The organism is Mesorhizobium muleiense (assembly GCF_900099905.1).
GTDB lineage: Bacteria > Pseudomonadota > Alphaproteobacteria > Rhizobiales > Rhizobiaceae > Mesorhizobium > Mesorhizobium muleiense.
The window spans coordinates 193,197-214,392 of record NZ_FNEE01000007.1; the positions used below are offsets into that span (position 1 = coordinate 193,197).

16 protein-coding genes, 1 tRNA gene and 2 pseudogenes are annotated in these 21,196 nt (G+C 58.7%); 8 read left to right on the top strand and 11 right to left on the bottom strand.

From position 1 onward, the window contains the following. Positions 1–329: 329 nt before the first annotated feature. A complete protein-coding gene (gene lipB / locus BLT09_RS15395) occupies positions 330–1,073 on the bottom strand; it encodes a lipoyl(octanoyl) transferase LipB (protein ID WP_091594348.1) in 744 nt (247 codons plus the stop codon). A 180-nt stretch (positions 1,074–1,253) separates the two neighbouring features. On the opposite strand from lipB, the gene BLT09_RS15400 reads away from it, so the two are divergent. Next, positions 1,254–1,338: transfer RNA gene (locus tag BLT09_RS15400), tRNA-Leu, on the top strand. Between the two features lie 197 nt (positions 1,339–1,535). On the opposite strand, the gene BLT09_RS15405 is transcribed toward BLT09_RS15400, so the two are convergent. Both BLT09_RS15405 and BLT09_RS15410 read right to left on the bottom strand, forming a co-directional pair. After that, the gene (locus BLT09_RS15405) at positions 1,536–2,009 is read right to left on the bottom strand and encodes a methyltransferase domain-containing protein (protein ID WP_091594350.1); all 474 of its coding nucleotides are present in this window, start codon (positions 2,007–2,009) and stop codon (positions 1,536–1,538) included. Positions 2,010–2,081: 72 nt separating this feature from the next. Then, the gene (locus BLT09_RS15410; RefSeq protein WP_091594351.1) at positions 2,082–3,128 is read right to left on the bottom strand and encodes a hypothetical protein; all 1,047 of its coding nucleotides are present in this window, start codon (positions 3,126–3,128) and stop codon (positions 2,082–2,084) included. A gap of 62 nt (positions 3,129–3,190) precedes the next feature. Here BLT09_RS15410 and BLT09_RS15415 point away from each other — a divergent pair. Then, positions 3,191–3,627: pseudogene (locus BLT09_RS15415) on the top strand (DnaB-like helicase N-terminal domain-containing protein). 848 nt (positions 3,628–4,475) lie between these two features. Here the strand turns inward: BLT09_RS15415 and BLT09_RS15425 are convergent. Both BLT09_RS15425 and BLT09_RS15430 read right to left on the bottom strand, forming a co-directional pair. Continuing rightward, positions 4,476–4,811: a hypothetical protein gene (locus BLT09_RS15425; protein ID WP_091594354.1), complete on the bottom strand. Its 336-nt coding sequence runs from the start codon at positions 4,809–4,811 to the stop codon at positions 4,476–4,478. 113 nt (positions 4,812–4,924) lie between these two features. Further along, positions 4,925–5,461, bottom strand: a complete 537-nt coding sequence (locus BLT09_RS15430; RefSeq protein WP_091594356.1) for a hypothetical protein — start codon at positions 5,459–5,461, stop codon at positions 4,925–4,927. Between the two features lie 35 nt (positions 5,462–5,496). Here BLT09_RS15430 and BLT09_RS15435 point away from each other — a divergent pair. Continuing rightward, positions 5,497–6,144 (top strand): annotated as a pseudogene (locus BLT09_RS15435) (DUF2213 domain-containing protein). A 65-nt stretch (positions 6,145–6,209) separates the two neighbouring features. Here the strand turns inward: BLT09_RS15435 and BLT09_RS15440 are convergent. Continuing rightward, positions 6,210–7,121, bottom strand: a complete 912-nt coding sequence (locus tag BLT09_RS15440) for a dihydrodipicolinate synthase family protein (RefSeq protein WP_091594358.1) — start codon at positions 7,119–7,121, stop codon at positions 6,210–6,212. A gap of 410 nt (positions 7,122–7,531) precedes the next feature. On the opposite strand from BLT09_RS15440, the gene BLT09_RS15445 reads away from it, so the two are divergent. Then, a complete protein-coding gene (locus BLT09_RS15445; protein WP_091594360.1) occupies positions 7,532–9,244 on the top strand; it encodes a GH32 C-terminal domain-containing protein in 1,713 nt (570 codons plus the stop codon). Positions 9,245–9,264: 20 nt separating this feature from the next. Here the strand turns inward: BLT09_RS15445 and BLT09_RS15450 are convergent, their stop codons facing one another. The 5 genes from BLT09_RS15450 to BLT09_RS15470 form a co-directional block, all read right to left on the bottom strand. After that, positions 9,265–10,038 (bottom strand): HAD-IIB family hydrolase, encoded by a 774-nt coding sequence (locus BLT09_RS15450; protein ID WP_091594362.1) that lies wholly within the window; start codon positions 10,036–10,038, stop codon positions 9,265–9,267. Continuing rightward, on the bottom strand, positions 10,035–11,366 hold the full coding sequence (locus tag BLT09_RS15455) for a glycosyltransferase (protein ID WP_091594364.1): 1,332 nt from the start codon (positions 11,364–11,366) through the stop codon (positions 10,035–10,037). The genes BLT09_RS15450 and BLT09_RS15455 overlap by 4 nt, the downstream gene beginning before the upstream one ends. Positions 11,367–11,636: 270 nt before the next feature. Beyond that, entirely contained in the window at positions 11,637–12,326 is a 690-nt protein-coding gene (locus BLT09_RS15460; protein ID WP_167366440.1) for a DUF2971 domain-containing protein, read from the bottom strand. Between the two features lie 205 nt (positions 12,327–12,531). Further along, entirely contained in the window at positions 12,532–13,446 is a 915-nt protein-coding gene (locus BLT09_RS15465) for a hypothetical protein (RefSeq protein ID WP_091594368.1), read from the bottom strand. Between the two features lie 102 nt (positions 13,447–13,548). Next, positions 13,549–14,508: an SEC-C metal-binding domain-containing protein gene (locus BLT09_RS15470; RefSeq protein WP_091594370.1), complete on the bottom strand. Its 960-nt coding sequence runs from the start codon at positions 14,506–14,508 to the stop codon at positions 13,549–13,551. 471 nt (positions 14,509–14,979) lie between these two features. Between BLT09_RS15470 and BLT09_RS35475 the strand changes: the two genes are divergently transcribed. The 4 genes from BLT09_RS35475 (at position 14,980) to BLT09_RS15490 (ending at position 21,002) form a co-directional block, all read left to right on the top strand. Beyond that, on the top strand, positions 14,980–17,568 hold the full coding sequence (locus BLT09_RS35475) for an AAA family ATPase (RefSeq protein ID WP_139172601.1): 2,589 nt from the start codon (positions 14,980–14,982) through the stop codon (positions 17,566–17,568). Next, positions 17,565–17,729: a hypothetical protein gene (locus BLT09_RS34305; RefSeq protein ID WP_167366441.1), complete on the top strand. Its 165-nt coding sequence runs from the start codon at positions 17,565–17,567 to the stop codon at positions 17,727–17,729. The genes BLT09_RS35475 and BLT09_RS34305 overlap by 4 nt, the downstream gene beginning before the upstream one ends. A gap of 108 nt (positions 17,730–17,837) precedes the next feature. Next, entirely contained in the window at positions 17,838–19,163 is a 1,326-nt protein-coding gene (locus BLT09_RS15480; protein WP_091594374.1) for an McrC family protein, read from the top strand. Between the two features lie 741 nt (positions 19,164–19,904). Beyond that, on the top strand, positions 19,905–21,002 hold the full coding sequence (locus tag BLT09_RS15490; RefSeq protein WP_091594378.1) for a hypothetical protein: 1,098 nt from the start codon (positions 19,905–19,907) through the stop codon (positions 21,000–21,002). Positions 21,003–21,196 lie beyond the last annotated feature (194 nt).

A 21,196-nucleotide genomic window follows, 5' to 3' on the forward strand; every position in this document is an offset into this window, starting at 1 on the left:
CCAGCGGCCGTGTTTTCCCGCACGCCGCCAGCGCGGAAACAGTGAAATCCGTTCTCAACCTTTCCTTAACCCTGCCGAACTGAGCGCCCGAATTTCGCGATACGCTCTGACTCCGGCCGTTGACATTCGAACAAAATCAGAACAAAATGCGAACATACTGAAAACAGGAGAGCGTTATGACCGGTCTTGTTCAGGATGTCGTGTCACTGGTGTGCATGAGCACGTTTCTCATTTCCATGGCGATCTGGATCGGAGCGATGTGAGGCAGCGCGCCGGTTCTTCACGGGGTGAGGGGCTGCGTCGGAGCTCTGTGGTTCAGCGCCGCTTTGTCAGCCGGCCTTGCGGGCCGTTTCGACAAGCAGAGCTGCGGTGGGTCCGAAGACATCCTCGAAGGCGGATTTCAGCGCCACATCGAGATCGGCCATTGCCAGGGGGAGGCCGAGGTCGACGAGGCTGGTGACACCGTGGTCCTGCACGCCGCACGGCACTATGCCGCTGAAGTGGGCGAGATCCGGCTCGACATTGATGGCGATACCGTGAAAGCTCACCCAGCGCCTCAGCCTGATGCCGATGGCGGCGATCTTGTCCTCGGCGAGCGATCCGTCGGGCAGGGCGGGGCGATCCGGCCGGACCACCCAGACGCCGACACGGTTCTCGCGCCGTTCGCCGCGCACGTTGAAGGCGGCGAGCGTGCCGATGATCCATTGTTCAAGTGCCGCGACGAAGGCGCGGACATCCTCGCGCCGCCGCTTCAGATCGAGCATCACATAAGCGACCCGCTGGCCCGGCCCATGATAGGTGTATTCGCCGCCGCGCCCAGCTGCGAACACCGGGAAACGGTCGGGCTCGATCAGGTCCTCTATGCGGGCGCTGGTGCCGGCGGTGTAGAGTGGCGGATGCTCTACCAGCCAGACCATCTCGCCGGCGCCGCCGCTTCGGATCGCTTCGGCACGCCCCTCCATCACGGCAAGCGCATCCGGATAGGCGGTGAGGCCGGGTTCGATCCGCCATTCGACCGGTGCCGAACCGGGCAGGGGCAGGAACGACGTGGCGATCTGGCTGCGTTCTGTCATGGTGTGTCTCGTGTCGCCTCACATATGGCGGCAATCGGCTGAAACGTCCAGTTGCGAGCGCGTTTCAGCTCTTTGGAGGGTTATGCCGAAGCCCGGGCAATTATTGCGCGACGCGCCCTTGTTTCGCTGGAAACGATTTGCTACACGCCGCGAGCCGGTTCGTTCCGGCTCCTACCACGTGCGGTCGTGGCGGAATTGGTAGACGCGCAGCGTTGAGGTCGCTGTGGGGCAACCCGTGGAAGTTCGAGTCTTCTCGACCGCACCAGCTTTGTCCAACAAGCTGTTATTTTTATTGTGCTTTTTTGTTTCCCTGCAATCCTTCCAAGACTGTTTGTGCAAACCGAACTGAACACTGCACGAACCCGTTGCTGGTTGGATGCGGAATGCCGCGTCCTGACCGCGTGGTTTGACGCAAAGCCGTCATACGGCAAGGCCGTTGCCGGAAGGCAATGCATCTCTCAGCTACGTCATTCGCCCCCACGCCTGAAAGATGCGCGGCAGGGATATGGTCGTGTCCGACCGGTCGGCAAAGGCTTTGCTCTCGCGCGTCACATGGTCGACCTCTTCGGCGGAAGCGATGCCCGATGTCATGATCGCCTCGGCGATCGCCGCCATGGTGAGCGACGTGGTCTGCTTGATGTCGCGGCTTCGCCCGAAGGGCTGGACGAGACAGGTATCGACACTGGCAAAGCCCGCGCTCTCCAGAAGGCGGACCAGCCGGCGCCCGATGAACGGGTCGCCGCCGCGCGCCTTGAGCGTCGCGACAAAGAGCTCGCGATAGCGTTCGACGGCCGGACAAGGCGGATCGCAGAACTGGCCGGCATAGTCGATGTCCTCGACGATCAAGACGCCGCCGGGCGCCAGTCCCGCCCTCGCTCTCGCCAGCACATTCTCCGGCCTCGCGAGATGCGTGAGTACGAACCGGATATAGACCAACGCGGCGCCCGCCGGCGCAACTCGCCTTGTTCGAATGATGGAGACGGCATGAAGCCGCGAGTGGTGAATAGCCTAGATGGGCGGGGGCTTCGGGAGCTTCCGAACCGTGCGGTGCGAGATGGCATAGGCGTCAGGGTAACGTCTCTGCGACGCCTCCGCGGACATGCGGTCGCAGGACCTCCAAGGTGGGGTCACAAGGTGGCGCAGATTCTGTGGCATGACTTTGCCATCGTTCTCCTTCGGGGGAGCACAGGCCGTCAGTTTGGACAGAACCTGCATGCCATAGTAGGGGTCTGGTGTAAGTCCGCTTGCGTCCTTGAGACCTGGGCTAAACTTCACGTAACGAACCGGTGGCCAGTCGGCCCAGTAAAATATCTCCTCAAATGGTGTATCGGCAAGATAACCATATCGGGTCCCGCTGATGTTCACTTTGTTCATCTTGGGGTGTTCGCCGGGCCTTATAACGAGTGTGCTGCCAAGTATCGACGAATAGCTAATCGTCGCCCCTTCAAAATTCCCGCTCAATTGGCCGAACACAACTGTGAAGTCGGTTGCGACCACGTTTCTGAAATCTGCACTGAAGGCCATCTTGTCGATTTTCCACCCTTGGAGCTCTGTGTGCTTAAGGTCAGCGTCAGTCATGGCGGCTACGTTCATGTAATCAGAGCGACCCTCATGGAGGGCAAACGTCACCCCAGCAATGATTGGCCGCTTCCGGCACTTTGCGCTTTCGTTATCCCAACTTCCGTAAGTCTGGCAGGACAGGTCGATACCGACGAGGCGGCTCCCTTGTTTATGCAGAAGGGTGAGAGCTTCGCCTTTGCCGGTGTTGCCTACCGCGGGTCTCAGCAATCTATCCCATGCGCGAGCAATAGATTCATCTCGTCTTATTTCCCGCTCCGTGGCGCGGTCTCTAAGGTCTGTCCAGATCTGATAAGCAGTTGCGATCACCACGACAAAAGCTATGGCACCGGACACAGCTGCGAGGATCTTCGCTTGTTCGCTGTGAACACAAAAATCTGTGGCTCTTCTGGCGAATTTGTCAGGCAAAAACCGAAGGCAAACGAATGCGCACACCAGCAACAGTGCGACAACCCCAAAGGGTACCATCTCAGACATCGAACTTCCCCCAGCCTCTACGCTAAATCTAGATGTGCTCCCCCCCAAGGAATGGAGGCGAGATGAACACGCATCCCCGTGAATTTCGGCTACCATTCCCCGACGCAATCGAAGCCGAGCAACCCCTTCTCGGCGCCATACTGAACTCGAATGACGCCTACTGGCGCGTCGCCGGGTTCCTGAAGCCGAACCATTTCGCCGACAAGCCGACGGCGCGCTTTACGAAACTATGGGCACGATGATCGCCGAGGGACGGCCGGTCAATCCGATTACGATCAAGCCCTACTTCCCTGCTGACCAGATGGTCGGCGACCTGACGATGTTCGCCTATGTGATCCGACTCGCGTCTGAGGCGGTCACCATCTCAAGCGCCTATGACTACGGCCGCGGCGTCATTGAGATGTGGGCCAGACATCAGCTGATTGCGACGGCACAGGATCTCGACGCGCTGGCCCGCAACATGCCCGTCGACATGACGCTGGAGAAGATCATCGGGTAGACGGCCGACGAGCTCACCCGCATTGCCAGGGAAGGCAACGTGCGTTCTGCTTCGGTCCAATACGGTGTCATCCTTCCGAACGCCGTCACCAAAGCTGCCAAGTCCAGCGGTGACGCGACTTCCCGCATTCCATGGTTTCTGCCGGAAATCACTTCCGCGCTCGGCGATATCCGCCGCGGCAACTTGGTTGTCCGAGGCATTGGTGAACGCGTTCGTCGAGGATGGCAGCCTTCCCGGGTTGGAAGCGGCGATCGACGAGTATGGCAAGCTGAGCGAGCAGGAGCCGAGCGTAGAAGAATTGACGGCCGCTTCAACGCTGAAAGGGCCACGGAGCCGCCAACGACATAGCCGCCCCGCCAGAACGCTAGCGCCACTCGCCAAAATCGAGGTGAATATTTATTGGACCGTTCTTGACGCCTGGTGGCCAACACTTCGGTATCGACCGGGATAGCCCTTCCGCAACGCTCTTGGCGGCGTCAGAATGTGGACTGTAGGACGTAACGGTGATCGTCTTCACGTTGCCGGCCTTGCTTAGTACCACCTGAAAATCAGCTTTCAATCCCGGAATGTCCGGAGTGGCAGCCGGTAACACAAGACATTTCGAGATTTGCCGTTCGAGCCGGCTCGCTTCATCAGCACGCGCGGTCACGGCGCACATGATCAAAGCCAAAGTTAAAACACCCCGCATTCCCATCCCCTTCGTTTGGTCGAAGGTTAACGTGAACACTCAGGCAGCGCAAAGGGCAGTCTAGTACTTTTGGGCGCGACGGCAGGCTGTACCGGTCGCGCAATCGTGCTCGGACCGGAAGTATTCGGGGAGTGGTCGGGTAGTAGGGAGTCAGGGAGGATTAAATCCCGCCTGTCAATAACGACTGATCATAGGCCCGATAGCGCTCCGGTCGTGCAACGCTACTGGGGCTGATGCCATTAGCAAGAAGGCCGGCTTCGTAGAGGGCCACTTCAGCGTTTGTCATTTCCGCTGCCTGCTCTGTTGCGCATAGTTCGGCCAGCCGTTTTGCCTTACGGCGAATGCCGCCTGCTGCCGTTAAGAGTCTCGCATCGAGCAATTGGCCGCCGTCACTGTCGTATTCTCTCAGGCTGTGCTCTACTTCGCGGTAAGCGCTCTCGGCGAGGCCGATAAAAAACGTCCTACCGTCTACATCTAACGTGCTGAAATCGGTCATTTGTGCCTCCGCGCTGCTGGCCTGTTTAAAGAAATCGAGCCGAACCGCGGCAAGATCGTGCTCGGGACGGAGGTGTTCGAGGAATTCGTAATTAAACCGTCAAGGCGTCACGGCTATTGTTGGGCATCGGATGGATCTATCGAAACCAGCAGCAAATAGAAGGCATGATCGATCATACGCACTACTGCTCTGGCTTCTGCGATATGCTGCGAAATCTCGTCGATCGTTGCCAGTTGCGTGACGCGTTGCCCGGCCCTCGTTGATTTCCGTTTGATGCCTACGCGAGATGGCAGTTCGTCTGCGCCAACAATGACCATCTCTGGCCCAATCCGCCATTCACCATGGACGATTTCATTGCGGCGTTCGGCTAGAACTTTGGTGCGTTTGTAGATGTCGTCGGTCAGAGTTCCTAGCTCTGTGTCGTTGCTCAGAATCTTCATTGCCGAGCCGTACGCAATTGCTAGGCTTTCCGGCGAGATCGTTACGATGGACAGGAGGTTCGCGCCAAGGTCCCAGACCTTCAGACCTTGTGTCTGTAAGACGCAATTATAGCAGAATCGCAACCTCGTCGCGATCTTCTCGAACTCAACAACAAACGTCCCGATGGCCAGATAATGCTCTGACCAATCGATATCTCTCATCTCTGCCATCGGGCTGGCTCCTCATTGGTGCGGAGAAACTAATAATGCAATTCACCGACGCTGTAACCGTCGCGGGAACGCGCCGGACTGAAGACGGCTATCTTGTCGCCGAGGCGCGCTGCGTGCGTACCGGCATTCCGGTTTACGCCGGCGACGAGGTCGGCAAGCCAGAGCTCAAGACGGTGCGGGTCTATCGCGGTCCTGATCATGTGTTCGCCGGCGCCTCGCTGCAGTCGTTCAGCCATGCGCCGGTGACGGTCAATCACCCGAAAGACATGGTGACGGCCGAGACCTGGAAGGATCTGGCCGTCGGCGAGGTCAGCACCGCCGCCAAGAAGGACGGCGAGTGGATCATGCTGCCGCTGATCCTCTAAGATGCCGCCGCCATCAAATCCGTCGAGGATGGCAAGCGCGAACTCAGCGCCGGCTACTCCTGCACGCTGGACTGGACGCCAGGCACGTCTCCTGATGGGCAGGCCTTCGATGCCCAGCAGCGAGATATCAAGATCAACCACCTCGCGCTCGTCGATCGGCCCGGGCTGGTTCCAAGGCTCGCACCGGTGATGTTCGCCGGCCGGACCGGGCGTCAATGCGCCTTCGGTCGAGGCTCACATCCGCGACCAAAAGTCGAAAAACTGAAGACAAAAGCTGGAGCATCAGGCAGCCAAACGTCTTCGTTTGGCGTTCGATAAGGTACGTCAAAACAAAGAGTAAGGGCGCGACTTTGTGGTTTTGGTTCCATCGAGACGCAAGCGCTCTAGACGCGACTTTCCAGCCGCATGAGCATATAGTCGACCTCTTGTCTGGCCGCCCCCGACAATGCACTGCCCGGCTTGCGCTGGGCGTCCGACGCGATGGCGCCGCGCTTCATCATCACATATTTGCGTACCGCAAGTCCCACGCCGGGTTGCTGCTCATAGCGCAGGTAGGGCAGGTGGGCGTCGAAAAGATCGTGCGCCTTGTCGCGCTCGCCGGCGGCGGACAGTTTCACCATGTCGACCAGCATATCGGGGAAGGCATAGCCGGTCATCGCGCCGTCGGCACCGCGCTCCATCTCGAAGTCGAGAAAGAGGCCGCCATTACCGGTAAGGATCGACAGCGGCCGCAGCGAGCCGTCGTTTTGGAAACCGCGCAGCGCGCTGATCTTCTCCAGGCCCGGCCAGTCCTCGTGCTTGAGCATGAAGCAGGCCGGGTTGTCGGTGACGATGCGGCGGATGACGGCCGGCGTCATGATGACCGAAAGGGTCAGTGGATAATCCTGCAGGACGAAAGGAACATCCTCGCCGGCCGCTTCGGATGCGTTGCGGAAATAGGTGACGATCTGGTCGTCGGTGCGCAGCGCCGGCGGCGGCGCGATCATCACGCCCTGCACGCCAAGCTCCATCGCGGCGCGCGCAAGGCTGCGCATGGCGGCGAAGCCAGGGGCGGAGACGCCCACGATGACCGGCAGCCTGGTGCGCGCCACGACACGTTTGACGATCTCGATCGATTCGCCGGCGTCGAGCTTCGGGGCCTCACCCATGATGCCGAGGATTGTCATGCCATCGACGCCGCAGCGCTCGTAGAAATCGACCATCGAATCAAGCGATTCCCAGTCGATCTTGCCATCCGCCTCGAACGGCGTCGGGGCAATGGTGTAGACGCCTTTGGTGTCAGGGCCGATGGCCATGAGTTCCTCCTAAATCCAGCTTTCAATCATAACGCAGGACCGACGGTCCGATCCAACCCGGCAGTCGGTCCGGACGGGCGGGGTCCCGTCCGTCGTTCCATCGTATGCGGACAAATGGTTGGCCGCTCTGGACAATGGCTGCACGGGATTGCGCCGTGGGTCGAAACCCGCGGAAAAGAGAAGGTGTTGAGCCGTCGGACAATGCAATCATGCTCAGCGAGCCGTCAACCTTCTTACGCCGCGAGTTCAGCAGCTGCAGGCGGCGATCCGTGCGGCGATTGACGTCAAGGGCTGTCGATCCTGGGGAATGACTTTGCCAAAGTGAAAATCCAGCTTTAACCTTCCGCAATGCATTCCAGGTCGAGCATCCGGTTTTGCCTGGGAAAGCCGCACGCAACGGAGCCCTATTTATGAGTGACAGCCAGGTAAGGATTGCGGCCGGGAACACCATTCGAAGCCTGCATGCCGATCTGCCGGTCAACGCCACCTTCCATATCTGGCTCAAGGCGACCAAGCCGGACGTTCCGGGCTCGCTGTCGTTTTCCAATGTCCGTGGCAAGTTCGGCGAGGTGAGCGTCGCGAACGCCGAAGAGCATGAATTCAGAATTTTTCACGTCTTCGGCGGCGGCAGTGTCGAACTGGATTACGATGCGGATCAGACCTCGGTTTCGGTTGCCTACTGGTTCGCATTGGCCGACGTGCTGGAGACAGGCATTACAGTTCTCCACACCAATCCGGGAAATGCCCCACCGAACATCCCCGACAGCTATCATTTTCGTCCGCCGTTCGGCTGGATGAACGATCCGAACGGATTTGGCCGGTTTGGAGGCCGCCCACATCTGTTCTATCAGCATTATTCGCATGGCCTTCGCTGGAACACGATGCATTGGGGGCACGCCGTCTCTTCGGATTATTTGCGGTGGCGTCATATGCCCATCTTCCTGTTTCCGTCGGAAGATCTCACCGCCAGGCCCGACAAACGGGGCGGCGCCTATTCCGGCTCGGCCATCCCGCTTGCCGATGGCCCGGGCATTCGCGTCTTTTTCACCGAGCAGGTACAGGACCGTATCCCGGAACAGCAGATCCAACTCACGGCCACTTCCAGCGACCTCATCATGGCGGGAGATGCGCACGTCATCCTGCCATACCGCCCGCTTGACCAGGGATTGACAGCGGATTTTCGTGACCCATACGTCTTCAGGGGACCGGATGGCCTTTGGAAAATGCTGCTGGGCAGCCAGAGCGATGAAGGCGGCGTTGTCCTGCTCTACGAAACCCGTGACCATACGGCCGCCACCGGCTGGACGTATGTCGGCAAGCTTCTGGTCGAGAAACACTATCGGACGACGGCGATCGAATGCCCCTGTCTGCTGCCGCTCGACGGGCCTGCGACCGATCCCGCGACGCGCTGGGTTCTGATTCTCGGGCTGATGAACAGTGAAGACCAGTCGACCCGGCGCAAGAACCTGACAATGGCCATTGTCGGCTGGTTCGATGGTCGGACCTTTGCCAAGGAATTCGAACAGGAACTGGACTTCGGGACGGATAATTACGCCTTCCAGGCCTTCGCCGACGGCGATGCCATTGTTGGCATAGGCTGGCTTGCCAACTGGGCCGACACCGGGCCGGCAATCGATTTCCCCACAGCCATGACGTTGCCTCGCAATATCCATCTGTCTGCAGGCGAGTTGCACACCCCGCCCATCGGCGCTGCCGAGAGCCTGCGGAGCCATATTCTGGACCGGACACGCCTCGCAGCCGGAGAGCAGGTAAGCTTTATCAACGGCGCCGTCGAAATCCTGTTCGAGCTGGAAAAGCCGGGTGCCCATTTCCACTTGAAGCTGCAACATCCAACTGTCCGGCTCGAGGTTGTCGTCGACGACGAGGGACTTGCCATTCGTCATGGAGACGACGCAGTGGAATCCCCTCACTATATTGCCAAGGGAGCCCGTCCAAAACGGCTGCGGATATTCCTCGACTACGGATCGATCGAGGTTTTTGCGGATCGCGGCCGTTGGGCCGGCACGAAACGGATCAGCGGTTTTGATGCGGTGCAATCGGCACGCCTCATCGCCGAAACGGGCGCCATTCTACACGCGACGGTATGGGCGCTCAAACCGTGACAAGGAGATATATTTCCAGTTCAGGATCGGGCGTCCGCAAATACCGACCAATGAACGAGGCCTTCGACGACGCCAAGGGCGAACTGTTCCTTGGCGCTGTAGATCAGCGGGTTGGCCCGCGCCATGTCAAGCAGTTCGGGAAGCGCATTGGCAACGACAATCCCGCGCGCACCGGGCAGCTCGAACATGCTGCGGTCGTTGTTGGTATCGCCGGCGACGACCACCTCATCGAGGCCGATGCCGAGCTCATTGCACAGCCAGGCCAGCGCCTGGCCCTTGTCTGCTGAGCGCGGCAGGATGTCGAGATCGCGTCCGCTCGAATAAACCATTGTCACCGACAGGCCGGCCTCGGCCAAAGCACGCTCGATGCTGGCAAGGGCTTCCGGACTTGCGTCGAGCAGGTACCAGCTCGATTTGAAGGCGTGTTGATAGCCGTCGGGTTGGCGGACGGTGTCTTTGAGCGACCCGAGCACCGCATCGATCTTTTCAAGCGACCAGCCTTCCGAAAATCTTTGGGTAAAATGCCCCAAATCAGTAAAGTGTGCGAGGCGCGAGGTGTGCCGCGGACCGGCGAGCATCGTGCCGACACCGCCGATCACATAGTCCGGCGCCGGCAGGGCGACTTCGTCGACGAAGTTCAAGATATCGTCGGCCAGGCGACCGCTGTTGTAGACGAGAACCGGCCGGTGCTCGGGATCGAGCGCTTGCCATTTCAACCGAAATCGTGACGTCGCCGGCGCGTCGCCCGCCAGGGTCCCGTCGAGATCACTCGACAAAAGCGCGATCGGTTTCAATCGCCGTCGTTCCACGGCTCGTCCCAGTCATGATCGTCGACCGCCTTCAGCACCGGACGTCCTTCGACAAGGCTGACCAGCTGCTGCGCGATGCCTGTCCAGGTGAACAGGCTGCGCGCCTTGTGCGCGCCCATGCGGCCCAGGCGGCCGTAGAGGCGCTGGTGCTTCATCGGCTTGACGATGGTGATGCCGAGGTCTTCCTTGTCGAACGGATCGCCAAAAAGCGCATGCCGGCCATAGCTGATCCCGCGATAGAGGCCGCCATGGATCGTAACCACGGTCGGCGTTCCGCAAGCCATTGCCTCGATCGCGGTCATGCCGAACGGCTCGTAGCGGCTCGACAGGACGAACATGTCCGCCGCCCGATAGGTGTCGGCCAGGTCCTCGTCGGCAACATAGCCGGAGAAGACGACACGATCCTGCAAGCCTAGCTGTTCGACCTGTTGCTTGAGCTGGTTCAGGATCTTCTGTTCCTGTTCGTCCATGTTCTCGCCGCCGACAGCGAGCCTCAGGACCGCATCCGGCACACGCGGCGCCACCACTGAAAACGCATCGATCAGCAGGTCGTAGCCCTTGTTGGTGGCGAGCCGGCCGAGCGCCAGGACCGTCCGCCCTTCGAAGCCGAGCCGATGGCGGATCAACCGGCGAGACGCCTCGCTGACCGGGAAGAACCGGTTGTCGTCGTAACCGGGCGGGATCATGTGCACGCGGTCGCGCTCGAGGCTGTAGTCCTCGACCAGCATGTCGACCTGCGGCGGCGTTGTTGCGATCACCATGGCGCAGCTTCGATAGATGATCGTCTCGTGCTTTATGCGCTCGCTGAAATTGAACTCGGCCTCGAACGTATCGGCCTTGTCAGGGTAGTCCGTCTTCATCTGGCGCTGCTTCCAGATGCCAAGCGAATGCGGCGTATGGATGTGCGGGACAGTGAGCGCTTCCGACAGTCGCTGCCCCGCCACGCCCGCATCCCAGTAGTGACTGTTGATGAAGTCGTAGGAGAGATTTTCCCGGCGAATCAGCCGCAGCGCGTTTTCACACCACTCGAGAAGGTGGCGGTGGAGATATTCCTTCGGAATAAAATCGGGTCCGCCGCAGGCGACACGCAGGACGCGAACCCCGTCGGCCACGTCATCGACAGGAGGCTGGTCTTCAAATCGTCGCGTCCAGATATCGACGGCATAACCCAACTGGGCCAGCTTCTTGGCAAGTTCCAGGACATAGACCACCTGTCCGCCGGTATCGGCCGCGCCGAGTGGTGGGTTGGCTGCTACGTAGCCGTGGGTTGAAATGAGTGCAATTCGAGGTATCGCCGCATCCGAGTCCGGCATCTGTATCCTTCTCTACGATTGATCTGCGCACGCCGCAGCATGCACAAGGTCAATTATATAAGGTTTCCAGCCGCCATCCGCAAATGGCGAAAGCGCCAGGCGGCCGCCAGGCTGGTGGCACGTCGGTGGACAAGTGACACCCGCCAGATCGTCGCGCTTTCAAAGACGGAGTGTGGGGCACGAAGCAGCGACGATCGCTCGCCGTTTAGTTTTTTCCTTTCATGGACTGGGGATCTGGCTGTAGTCACGACTTCTTTACCGGGCCCTTTTTTAGAACCTTTTCACCGGGGGCCCTTTTAGAGCCTTCTTCACCGGGGCTTTCAGCGTCAACTTGCGTCCGGTCTTCTTGCCCGCTGCCCGATCACCCGCCATCTTCCACGTGCTGCTGTCGATAAGGATCGAGCGCCTGACGTCTACGTCCACGCAGCCATCAATCTCGTTCAACGTGGCGATCAGACTGGCGGCCTGCTGCTGTGGCAGCCACGGGTTGATGTAGATGCGGTCGATCCATTCCGACGGGCAATCGATGTAGATCGCTCCCTGCTGGTCGGCGCTCGTCTCTATGACGATCCGGAACTCCTTCTCATCAGCAAAGCCGACGCGTTTCAAGAACGGCAGACGCATGATGTCGGTGCGGCCGATTTTTCTGACCTTTGGCAGTTTAAGATACTCGACTTCGCCGAACCGAACGTTGGTCACGGGAACGGCAGGTTTTTTACTCGCGGCATCCAGGTACTCCGCCAGCGGCGCGCGCTTCAGGACGATGCATGCCCCACCCGAGCCCCCAGTGAAGACACGCCAATGATGGTACGTTTCAGCGCACATCGCCGCGCAGAGGCCGTAAAGGCCTTTAGCTCCCCGGTACTCCTGATACAGTTCCATGAAGTAGCGGTCGTTGCGGTCGTCCCATTGCTGAGGGTTCAGGATCGCCATCTGTCGCCGTCGCAGAACATCGATCACGCCCGGGATCTAAGTGTACCGATAGATAACCGCGTCTTCGTCCTTGTCGTTGCGCTTTACCAACTGCCCCTCCACATCGCTTCGAAGACCGCAACCCCAGCGCGACCTAATGATGCCCTTTGAATTGCGGATAGTCGACGAACAAACGCGGCGATCGATGGAGAAAAACTCAACGCCGCCCGACCGATGCTGACTTCGAATTACATCATTGAAGCCGGGTGCAGGTGAGACAGATTCCCTCGGCGATTGCGTCCCCTTTGCACGCCTCGTCTAAACAGGCCGCTCGCTCTACCTCCGTGGTCCGTTCGCAAACGAAGCAGTAAAGTGACGTGGCCCCGGGGGTCTTGGTTGTAAACTGTGCAAGATGTGGCCACTCATCTTGCCAGTCGCGATTGGCTGCAAAATAGCAGTATGGGCAGACATACCCGCGGAGATCGTTGTCGAAGCCGAAGAACCGCTTCGCCTCTGCCGGCGTCAGTTGCCGGATTGCGCTGCCGATCTCGAATAGAACATTGTTCTGCGCATCGTCCACGAAGCCAAGCGACGCGAACTTGCTTTCATACTCCATCTGCAGGAGCCGTCGGGGCCATGGGATGTCATGAAATAGGACGTCGACGGCGGTCAGGATTGTCTTAACGACCTCCGCAGGGGTGAATGTTCCAGGCTCCGCAGAATGCATGATTCGGTTCCGGTCGCGCCGGACCTGGTCCCAAAAGACCTTGAAATCGTTGTCCAGCGGTGGAGCGATGACACTGTTATGTACCTTAACTAGGTCGACCGCATCGAGCGTCCGGAACTCGCCAAAAGACGCGGTCCCATTCGCAGCGTTATTGGGCCAATCCTTCGGATCCCCTATGAGGAGGTAGGGAGTGACCGCCGCGATACGCCCTTTCAGCGCCAACTCCATTCCATGCTGGATCAGACTGTAGGCGTTGGCAAGCAATGGCTGCGAACGCCGCCAGAAGTCCGCGGTGGCCTCCTCTGGGGTTTCGTAAGCCAGCTTGTAATAGGTTGCATCATCATAGTCCCGGAGGGATTGCATCGCGATCTGCCACGCAAGATGAACCTGCTTTAAGCCGGCAGCATAGAAATCGGCGGCGGTGGGTATGTCGACAATCATGAGCAAGTTTGATATTCGGTGCCGTGCCGGCTGGCCAGCATGTTATTCGTCAAAACGCAGTCATGTCGTTAGATCACCGTACTGCAGCTTCGAACGGCGACCCTAAAGGCCGTTTCCGGCCTCGATCATCGTGTCATCCGGCGTATCGTTCCGCCGCATTAGTATTGACAAGGCGAAGCGGGCGTGACCGCTGAGATCGACGAACACCGAGTCCACAGTCATGGCCTTGTTGGACGTCGGCTCCGAGTAGATGTAATCCCTGACGCTGATAAGCTCAAAAGGATAGCCGGTAAGGGCGGAAAGGACCTCCGTCTCGCGCTGTTGGCGGACGGCGTCGACATTGCCGGCGAAACGCTGGACCATCTGCAAGACGCCATCGGCCCGGAGCCGCTTAATGGCGAATTTCATCACCCGATCTTCCAAAGCCTCACGCAGATCGGCGTCGCTCTTGGCTCCCAGTTTCTGGGAAACCTTAGTCATCGACCGCGCTGGGTGGATGCCCGAAAACCACAAAGTGATAGCATCGAACGGTCCGGTCGCGTCAAGCCAAGCCTCGAACGCGGGATCAGGAACCATCAGGTCGACGTTCACCAGAAGCAAGTCGCCGCCAAGCTTCAGCGGGGTGGTGGCCACCTTCGAAGCGTAATACCCGCTGAGTTGACGTTCCGGCTTGATGCGTCGAAGGGCGGTGCCGGCTGCTGGTACTGCCAAGAGATCAGACGCGGCCTTAAGGCAGTCGGGATTCTCATCGATCCCCACGATGAGCCGGCCTGGCTGCGGAATCGCCTCTGCCAATGCCTTCAGGCCCTGGCCCAAGCCACAACCTACGTCTAGCACCCGACGGATATCGCACGCGACGGCCAATTCAGCCGCGAGCTTGGCGTAGAGGCCTTGAGCCTCGTAGTGCTGGGCGTTCACGGCCCAGTTCTTGGCATACATTCCCTGAGCGACATCGATCGCCTTGCCCTTTGGCGCCTCAATGATAGGGCCGTGACAGTCAGCATAGCGCTTGCCACTCTTGCAGCCGCACGGGTCATTTGGCTTTTGATTCGGCGTCGGCATCGGTGCTTCGCGGGGTCAGATTCTGGCAGGGCAGAATGTCTCCTTATCGAAGCCGCATCAATGCCCGTTCTAGCCCCGCGCCTGCTCCTCGCGCTCAAGGTCGGACAGGCCGCCCTCGGCCCATTTCGGCCATTCGAAAAACGGCCGCGAATGACCAGTCTTGGCCACTTAAGGATAGAACACTTGGCACCGCATGGTACCACGCACTCAATCATGATGGACGCTCGGAGGGTCGGCAACTTGAACGACGCGACGAGACGGCGTGGTGCGCTATTCCCGATCTCTGGTTCGCGAAAGCAAAGAGCGCGAGGTCATCTCCTTTTCAATCGCCTCGTCCGCGGCATGGACTTATGTTGCCTCAATCCGCATGATCTCAAGACGTTTGGCGGAGCGTGACCAAGCAAATACCAATTTTGAGAGGTCTCAGATTGCAATCTCTTCCGATTTGAGCCGGTAGTGGGGGGCGACAGAGTGAAAGAAAAGGACAGGCATGATGCCCTGCTGACCAGGGAATCCGTCGAAGCCGTCATGCAGGAGTATGACCGGGGCGACACCGGCTTCATGCAGAAGTATGAGTTTGCCACCAATTTCGACTATGTCGTATTCCGTCCCGGAGAGCCGGAGCGTTACCCGGCCAAAGCGATCTTCCTGGTCGCCTACAGCTCGATTCCCGGAAACCCGGACATTAGTGTGAAGGGCCAAAGAGATACCTTCCGGGATGCGGAGGGCGGCCCCATTCATTCCGAGTTCCGTCGTTTGGCCTATGAAATCGAGAATCGGCGCCAGGCCAAGGAAAAGCAGGTCCAGGCCGATCTAATACGTGAGCATTTGATTAAGCGTTACATCGATCCGGCCAGGCGTCGTGGCGATCCCGCCATAACGATCCGGGCAGGTGACGTGCACAAGGAATTGGGGCTTTCCAACCAGTTGCCCAATGTGTGCCAGGTCATTGAAGGGAAAAAGCTCCAGGAAGCTACCGGCCTGGGCGAACCTGAAATCATCTCGGGTCCAGCAAGCGGACGAGGGGGCAACATGACCTATCGTTTCGCTCTGGCCGATGGTCTGTCTGCCCAAGTGCCGATGAGCGATGAGCAACTGCTTGCGCGGTTCGACGGCAATGCCGATTTCCGGGCGCGGCGACCGGCGTGGAATAGCGAACAGCGTGGGGCATTCTGCAAAATGGCGCGCGCGGTCAACGCGATCGGGCTTGACTGGTATCATACCGATATCCCGCAGATCAGGTTCGGCCGTAAATCTTCGCATGGCAGTCGTGCCGAAGGGACGCTTGGCTCGCTAAAGTTCAGAATGCCGGGGCCCTTTCTGACTTTCAGCCATCAGAATGAGCTGGTTGGTCTTGCGGGCGATTATCAGTTCAAAGCGGAAGCCGCGGAAAGGTTCGGAGCTGCCATGGCTACAGCAGAAAATTCCATCCGAAATTGGCTGCCCCACAGCCCGCAGCGACCCGGCAAATGGCCCGATGATTATCGCCAACCGGCCCCTGACAACAGTGAAGGCACTGCCATGAAGATGCCCACCAACCTCATCCTCTATGGCCCCCCAGGCACCGGTAAGACTTATCACACGGCGCGGGAAGCGGTGGCTCTTTGTGATGGTCAGGCCGATTTCCCCGAAACAGAAGAGGGGCGTACAGCCCTTATGGCGCGGTACAACACGCTGGTTGCGGAAAAGCGAATAAGCTTTGTCACTTTCCACCAGAGCTACGGCTATGAGGACTTTGTCGAGGGCTTGCGGCCCGTTCCTATCGTAAATAGCGACGGGGAGCCCGCCGGCTTCCATCTGCAGCCAGAGTCAGGCGTCTTCCGCCAGATTGCCGAGCGTGCAGAGACCGGAGAATTGGTGGTCGGCAGCAAGCCTTTAAGTCTTGCAGACCGCGCGATTTACAAGATGTCACTTGGCGAAGCAGCTAATTCTGCCTCCGATTTCGTCTATACGGAATCCATTGAAAACGATTACGCCCTATTTGGCTTCAGCGATATAGACTGGAGCGATCCACGTTTCGGCGATCGGGACGAGATTTTTGCGGCGACGAAGGAGCGCTTTCCCGATCAGGACATCACGCCCAATAAGGGGCTGGTTCAATCGCCTGATGTTTTCCGGAATCAGCTTGAAATTGGCGATGTCCTGATTGTTTCCAAGGGCAACAACCGGTTCAGGGCCATTGGCATCGTAGAAGGCGAGTATGAGTATGCTCCGCGTCCCGACGGTCGATATTGCCACCGCCGCAAGGTGCGATGGTTGTGGCACGACACGAATGGATTGGATGTGGGCGAGCTCTACTCACCCAAGTTCATCCAGAAAACCATCTACAGACTCAAGGATTCCGAACTGAATCGCCCACTGATCGCGCGTCTGGTTTCAGATGCAAGTGGCCAGGGAGCCGTGGGTGAGTTGTTGCCTCACGTTCTTATCATTGACGAAATCAATCGTGCCAATGTGTCCAAGGTGTTTGGCGAACTGATAACCCTGCTAGAGCCCGACAAGCGTGCGGGTATGGATAACGCCCTGTCGGTGACGCTGCCATATTCCAAGCGTTCCTTTTCCGTCCCCGCCAACCTCCACATCATCGGGACGATGAACACGGCGGACCGGTCCATCGCCTTGCTCGACACAGCACTGCGGCGGCGGTTTCGTTTCCGGGAGATGGCTCCGGAGCCCAGCTTGTTGACAGAATCCAGCCAACAGACAGGTATTGATCTGGTCGGCGTGCTCATCACCATCAACAAGCGGATCGAATATCTGATCGATCGCGAACATCGTATCGGCCACGCCTTTTTCATTGGCTGTGTGACTGTTGAGCAGGTTCACGCGGCCATGCGCGAGAAAGTGATCCCGCTGTTGCAGGAATATTTCTTCGAGGACTGGAGCCGGGTCGCGGCTGTACTTGGGGACGGGTTTATCCGAGAGGACAAACTCGACCCACCGCCGGGCATCGAGGGAGATCGGTTATCGAGCTGGTCGGTACCTTCCCCCTTCAAGCCGGATGCTTTCAATCGCTTGCTCGGCAAGGCAGCAGGAGCGCAGGAAGCAGAAAGTGAATGATGCAGGACCCTGCCAATTATCTTTTCCCCGGCATTCCCGTCGGGCTCATTGCGCCGGCGCTTGGTGCTGCTCCCGGACAGGAACTGGCATCGGGCAAATTTGGCAGCCCACAAAGCAGTTCAGCCCTTGCCGTCAACGGCTTCGGCTCATTTTCTGGATAACCTCGGTGCGCTGCCACCGTTTGCCGCATGTTCATGGCGCGAATGGCCAGCACCATTCCCGCAAGATCAAACCCGCCATGCCAAATGCGTAATCGCGCGGATTCATCCATGACGCATTTGACCATTCACGAGTGGGGACGTGTCGGCGTCCACAACGGTAGCGGGCAGGTACCCGAACGGGCTTTCACGCGCAGCGAGGCGAATGCCATCTTGACGGCGGCACGTTCGCATCCTTTGGCAAACCGCGCCGGCACCAATATCCTGGTTGATCGCTACAACGAAATCAGCACGCAGCAGGTTGTAGGCGTGATTGCCGCACCGGGGTGCAGTCTTGAGATTTTGCCCAAGATTGATGCCGAAGCCAGTGAGGACGATGAAACGGTCCGCACACGTCTTGTCGCGATGCTCGATGTCGCGCTTGGTCTCAAATTGGGCGACGGACAGGCACTGGCGATGGCGCGCCAGAAAGATACACTGCTCGATATCCTGATCCGCCTGTTTGCCGATCGGCTACTGGTCGAAGCCCGGCGCGGGCTGCCGCGTGCCTATCTGGCCCAGCACCAAGATCTTTCCGCGTTGCGCGGGCGGCTGGATATCATTCGCCAGTTCACGCACCATGCGGTGCGGCAGGACCGGCTTGCCTGCCGGTTCGACTCGCTGATGCCCGATACGCCGTTACTGCGCATCATGAAGGCTTGCGTCCTGATGTTGCGCCGCCATGCGCGGGCAATTGAAACCCAGCGCCGCCTAGATGAGCTTCGCTTCCTTCTGGCCGAGGTGAGCGATGTTCCCGTCGGCGCGCTGCCTTGGGCATGGGTGCGCATCGACCGCACCAGCCGACGTTGGGAGACGCTCTACAGGATGGCAAAGCTGTTCTTGAAGCGTGAATGGCAGCGTACCAACCACGATGCGAGGGGCGGTCAGGGGATTACGTTGCTGTTCGCCATGAACGATCTGTTCGAGGCCTATATCGCGGCGCTCGCCCTGCGGGCGTCGCGGAGCAGCGAGCTTACCGTGCATGCGCAGGGCGGCTTACTCTACTGTTTGATCGAGGAAGGTTACGGCGGCAGGAGGCGATTCCAGACAACGCCCGACATCCTCATCAAGCGCGACGGCCAAACCGTTATGGTGATCGACACCAAATGGAAGCGTATCGGGCGCAATCCCGAGGATGCCAAACGCGGCGTCTCGCAAGCCGATGTCTACCAGATGATGGCCTACGCCCGGCTTTACCGTTGCCCTGAAGTAATGCTGCTCTACCCTCATCATGTTGGGCTCGGTGCTGAGGCTCTGGATGCAGCCTATGGGATGCTTGAGGGCAATGAGCGGCTACGGATAGCAAGTGTCGATCTTGTGCTTGGCGAGGCTGCGGTTGTTGAGCGACTGGCAGGATTGATTTTACCAGCCATGGTGCGGCGCATGGCGACAGGTTGATTCGATTCGGTACGTTGACACTTACTGAGGATGACGTCGCTGTTCATAGGCTATAGCGTAATACCTAGTGATCATCACTATCGGTCGCGGCCCGTCGGACGAGATTCGAACGGCAACTGGGTAGATAGACAAATACCGTAAGGCCGCTTTCGCGGCCTCGCTCTCCAAAAAGCGGCTAGTCTCATTCCGGCCCGTCCCGGTCGTTCAGAAATGCACGTCCGAACGGCTACTGCTGTGAAACCACGACCCTCAGCGTGGTCGGTTGGAATGGCGGCTTTCAGGAAGCGGCAATGCTGATCTCAATGTCCGACATGCTGCGCTTAGCTGACGTTCTGCGGGGCATGGGTAGGAACGCGGTAGAAGCGGAAGGCTTGGTTCTCCTAAGCCCAGTCCCCGAGGTATCGCTGTCTTGGAAAATCTAAGTGAGCACAATGATTAAAGGGTCCCAAACCAGAGATACTCTTCGGGCAAATTCGATCAAGACTGCGTGAACTGCTCTCGCCCTTGGCACCAAACAAGGTCGGGTACAATGACAAGATCTCCAAATACATAGGCCCGGGCGCATTGCAAATCGTGGCTTTCGTCGATGTCGTCGACAAATACCCGCCATTTCGCGCCGATGGCCTCGCACTCACTCCGGCCGATATACCAGATAATCCGATCGTGGGCTGGTTCCTCGCTGCAATCGTCGCGGACTATGAACGCCGAGGATGGAAGGTTGTGCTTTGAAAGGAGAGAATAATGCAGCGCATATTTCTTGCCTCAGGATGTCTCGTATTCAACGTCGGCCTTGCCATAGCCGCGGCCGAAGGAGAATTCAACGATCTCGACCTAAACGGCGACAGGCACATCAATGCTGGGACGGAAGCGAGATTGGTCGCGGGCCATCTTGATTTGACCCCTTATCAAAAATCGCTGATCGGTTCGGTCGACGAGTTCACAGAAAACGGCATACCGATTGAACTTCTTGTGAGTGAGTCTTTCGAGAAGGCAGTAAAGGCTCGTTGCGCCCCTGATGAGCAGCGGTTCTTCCTCACAGACAAGATGGTCGACACCTCGGTGCTCAACCCTGAAATCGGTGCACCAGCAAATGGTGGAGCAGCAATTTCAATCCAGGGCGACCCAGAGTCCGATTCCGTGAGCTGGCAGCTTTCTGGCGCAGCAACCTACGCAGTACGTCACCGTTGCCCGGAAGAACCTCCCGGTTGGCGGCCAGGTCAGCTCTATTTGTCAGGATGGGCCGCGTCGCCATTCGTTGAGTTTGACGGTGCGGGCGACAGTGACGGGCCAGGCGTCAGCCTACTACGGTTTGGTATAGATACCGAGTTCCAGCTTTTCAGCGGCATCTTCAATGTCCAGCAGATAGACATCCTGCCATACTTCCAAACCGATTTCGCCTTTGAAGGCGAAATCTACGGAGTTAGCGCGGCTTGGACACCCGTGCTGTGGGATGTTCACCTCAACATATACCGCAGTGATCCCGCGCAGCGCTTCTATTGGTGGTGGACGCTCAAGATGGTAACAGATGTCATGAGCGTCGTAGATCCTGGACGGACTGGCCTGGAAGAGGGCAGTTACGCATGGCTCGGTGGGTCAGTTGGCTTGCATGCGCGGGTGGTGCCGGTGGAGGGGTGGAACGCCATCGGACTGGATGCCGAGTACAACAATTTCTATGATGCTGTGAGCGGACAGAACGTCGGTCAGTTCACCAGCGGCGTGGCATTGTTCCTGACGGAGAACGAAAATGCCGCTTTGAGCTTCAGGTACGAGCGCGGGACCTCTCATGAAACGCTCGAGGACAAGGAAGAATATCTAGTGAGCCTGACGCTGAAGCTCTAGCAGCTAGAATTATAGGCCTCGCCGACAGCTCCCAGACAAGCTCCTCCGTGCGTTGAATCCTGAGGCCGCCATGCGTGGTCTGTCTATGATCGCTACCGAAATTACCAACCGCCTGCCTACAGTGCCGCTTGGCTAGCGCTTCTTGCTAAGTGCGCCAGTCTTACCGTTAGTCGCAAAACAGTGGTAAGACTAGG

Excerpts from the sequence above, each read along its gene's own strand:
- lipB (WP_091594348.1), bottom strand. The coding sequence starts at position 1,073 with ATGACAGAACGCAGCCAGATCGCCACGTCGTTCCTGCCCCTGCCCGGT.
- BLT09_RS15410 (WP_091594351.1), bottom strand. The coding sequence starts at position 3,128 with ATGTCTGAGATGGTACCCTTTGGGGTTGTCGCACTGTTGCTGGTGTGC.
- BLT09_RS15425 (WP_091594354.1), bottom strand. The coding sequence starts at position 4,811 with ATGACCGATTTCAGCACGTTAGATGTAGACGGTAGGACGTTTTTTATC.
- BLT09_RS15430 (WP_091594356.1), bottom strand. The coding sequence starts at position 5,461 with ATGGCAGAGATGAGAGATATCGATTGGTCAGAGCATTATCTGGCCATC.
- BLT09_RS15440 (WP_091594358.1), bottom strand. The coding sequence starts at position 7,121 with ATGGCCATCGGCCCTGACACCAAAGGCGTCTACACCATTGCCCCGACG.
- BLT09_RS15445 (WP_091594360.1), top strand. The coding sequence starts at position 7,532 with ATGAGTGACAGCCAGGTAAGGATTGCGGCCGGGAACACCATTCGAAGC.
- BLT09_RS15455 (WP_091594364.1), bottom strand. The coding sequence starts at position 11,366 with ATGCCGGACTCGGATGCGGCGATACCTCGAATTGCACTCATTTCAACC.
- BLT09_RS15465 (WP_091594368.1), bottom strand. The coding sequence starts at position 13,446 with ATGATTGTCGACATACCCACCGCCGCCGATTTCTATGCTGCCGGCTTA.
- BLT09_RS15470 (WP_091594370.1), bottom strand. The coding sequence starts at position 14,508 with ATGCCGACGCCGAATCAAAAGCCAAATGACCCGTGCGGCTGCAAGAGT.
- BLT09_RS34305 (WP_167366441.1), top strand. The coding sequence starts at position 17,565 with ATGATGCAGGACCCTGCCAATTATCTTTTCCCCGGCATTCCCGTCGGG.
- BLT09_RS15480 (WP_091594374.1), top strand. The coding sequence starts at position 17,838 with ATGACGCATTTGACCATTCACGAGTGGGGACGTGTCGGCGTCCACAAC.
- BLT09_RS15490 (WP_091594378.1), top strand. The coding sequence starts at position 19,905 with ATGCAGCGCATATTTCTTGCCTCAGGATGTCTCGTATTCAACGTCGGC.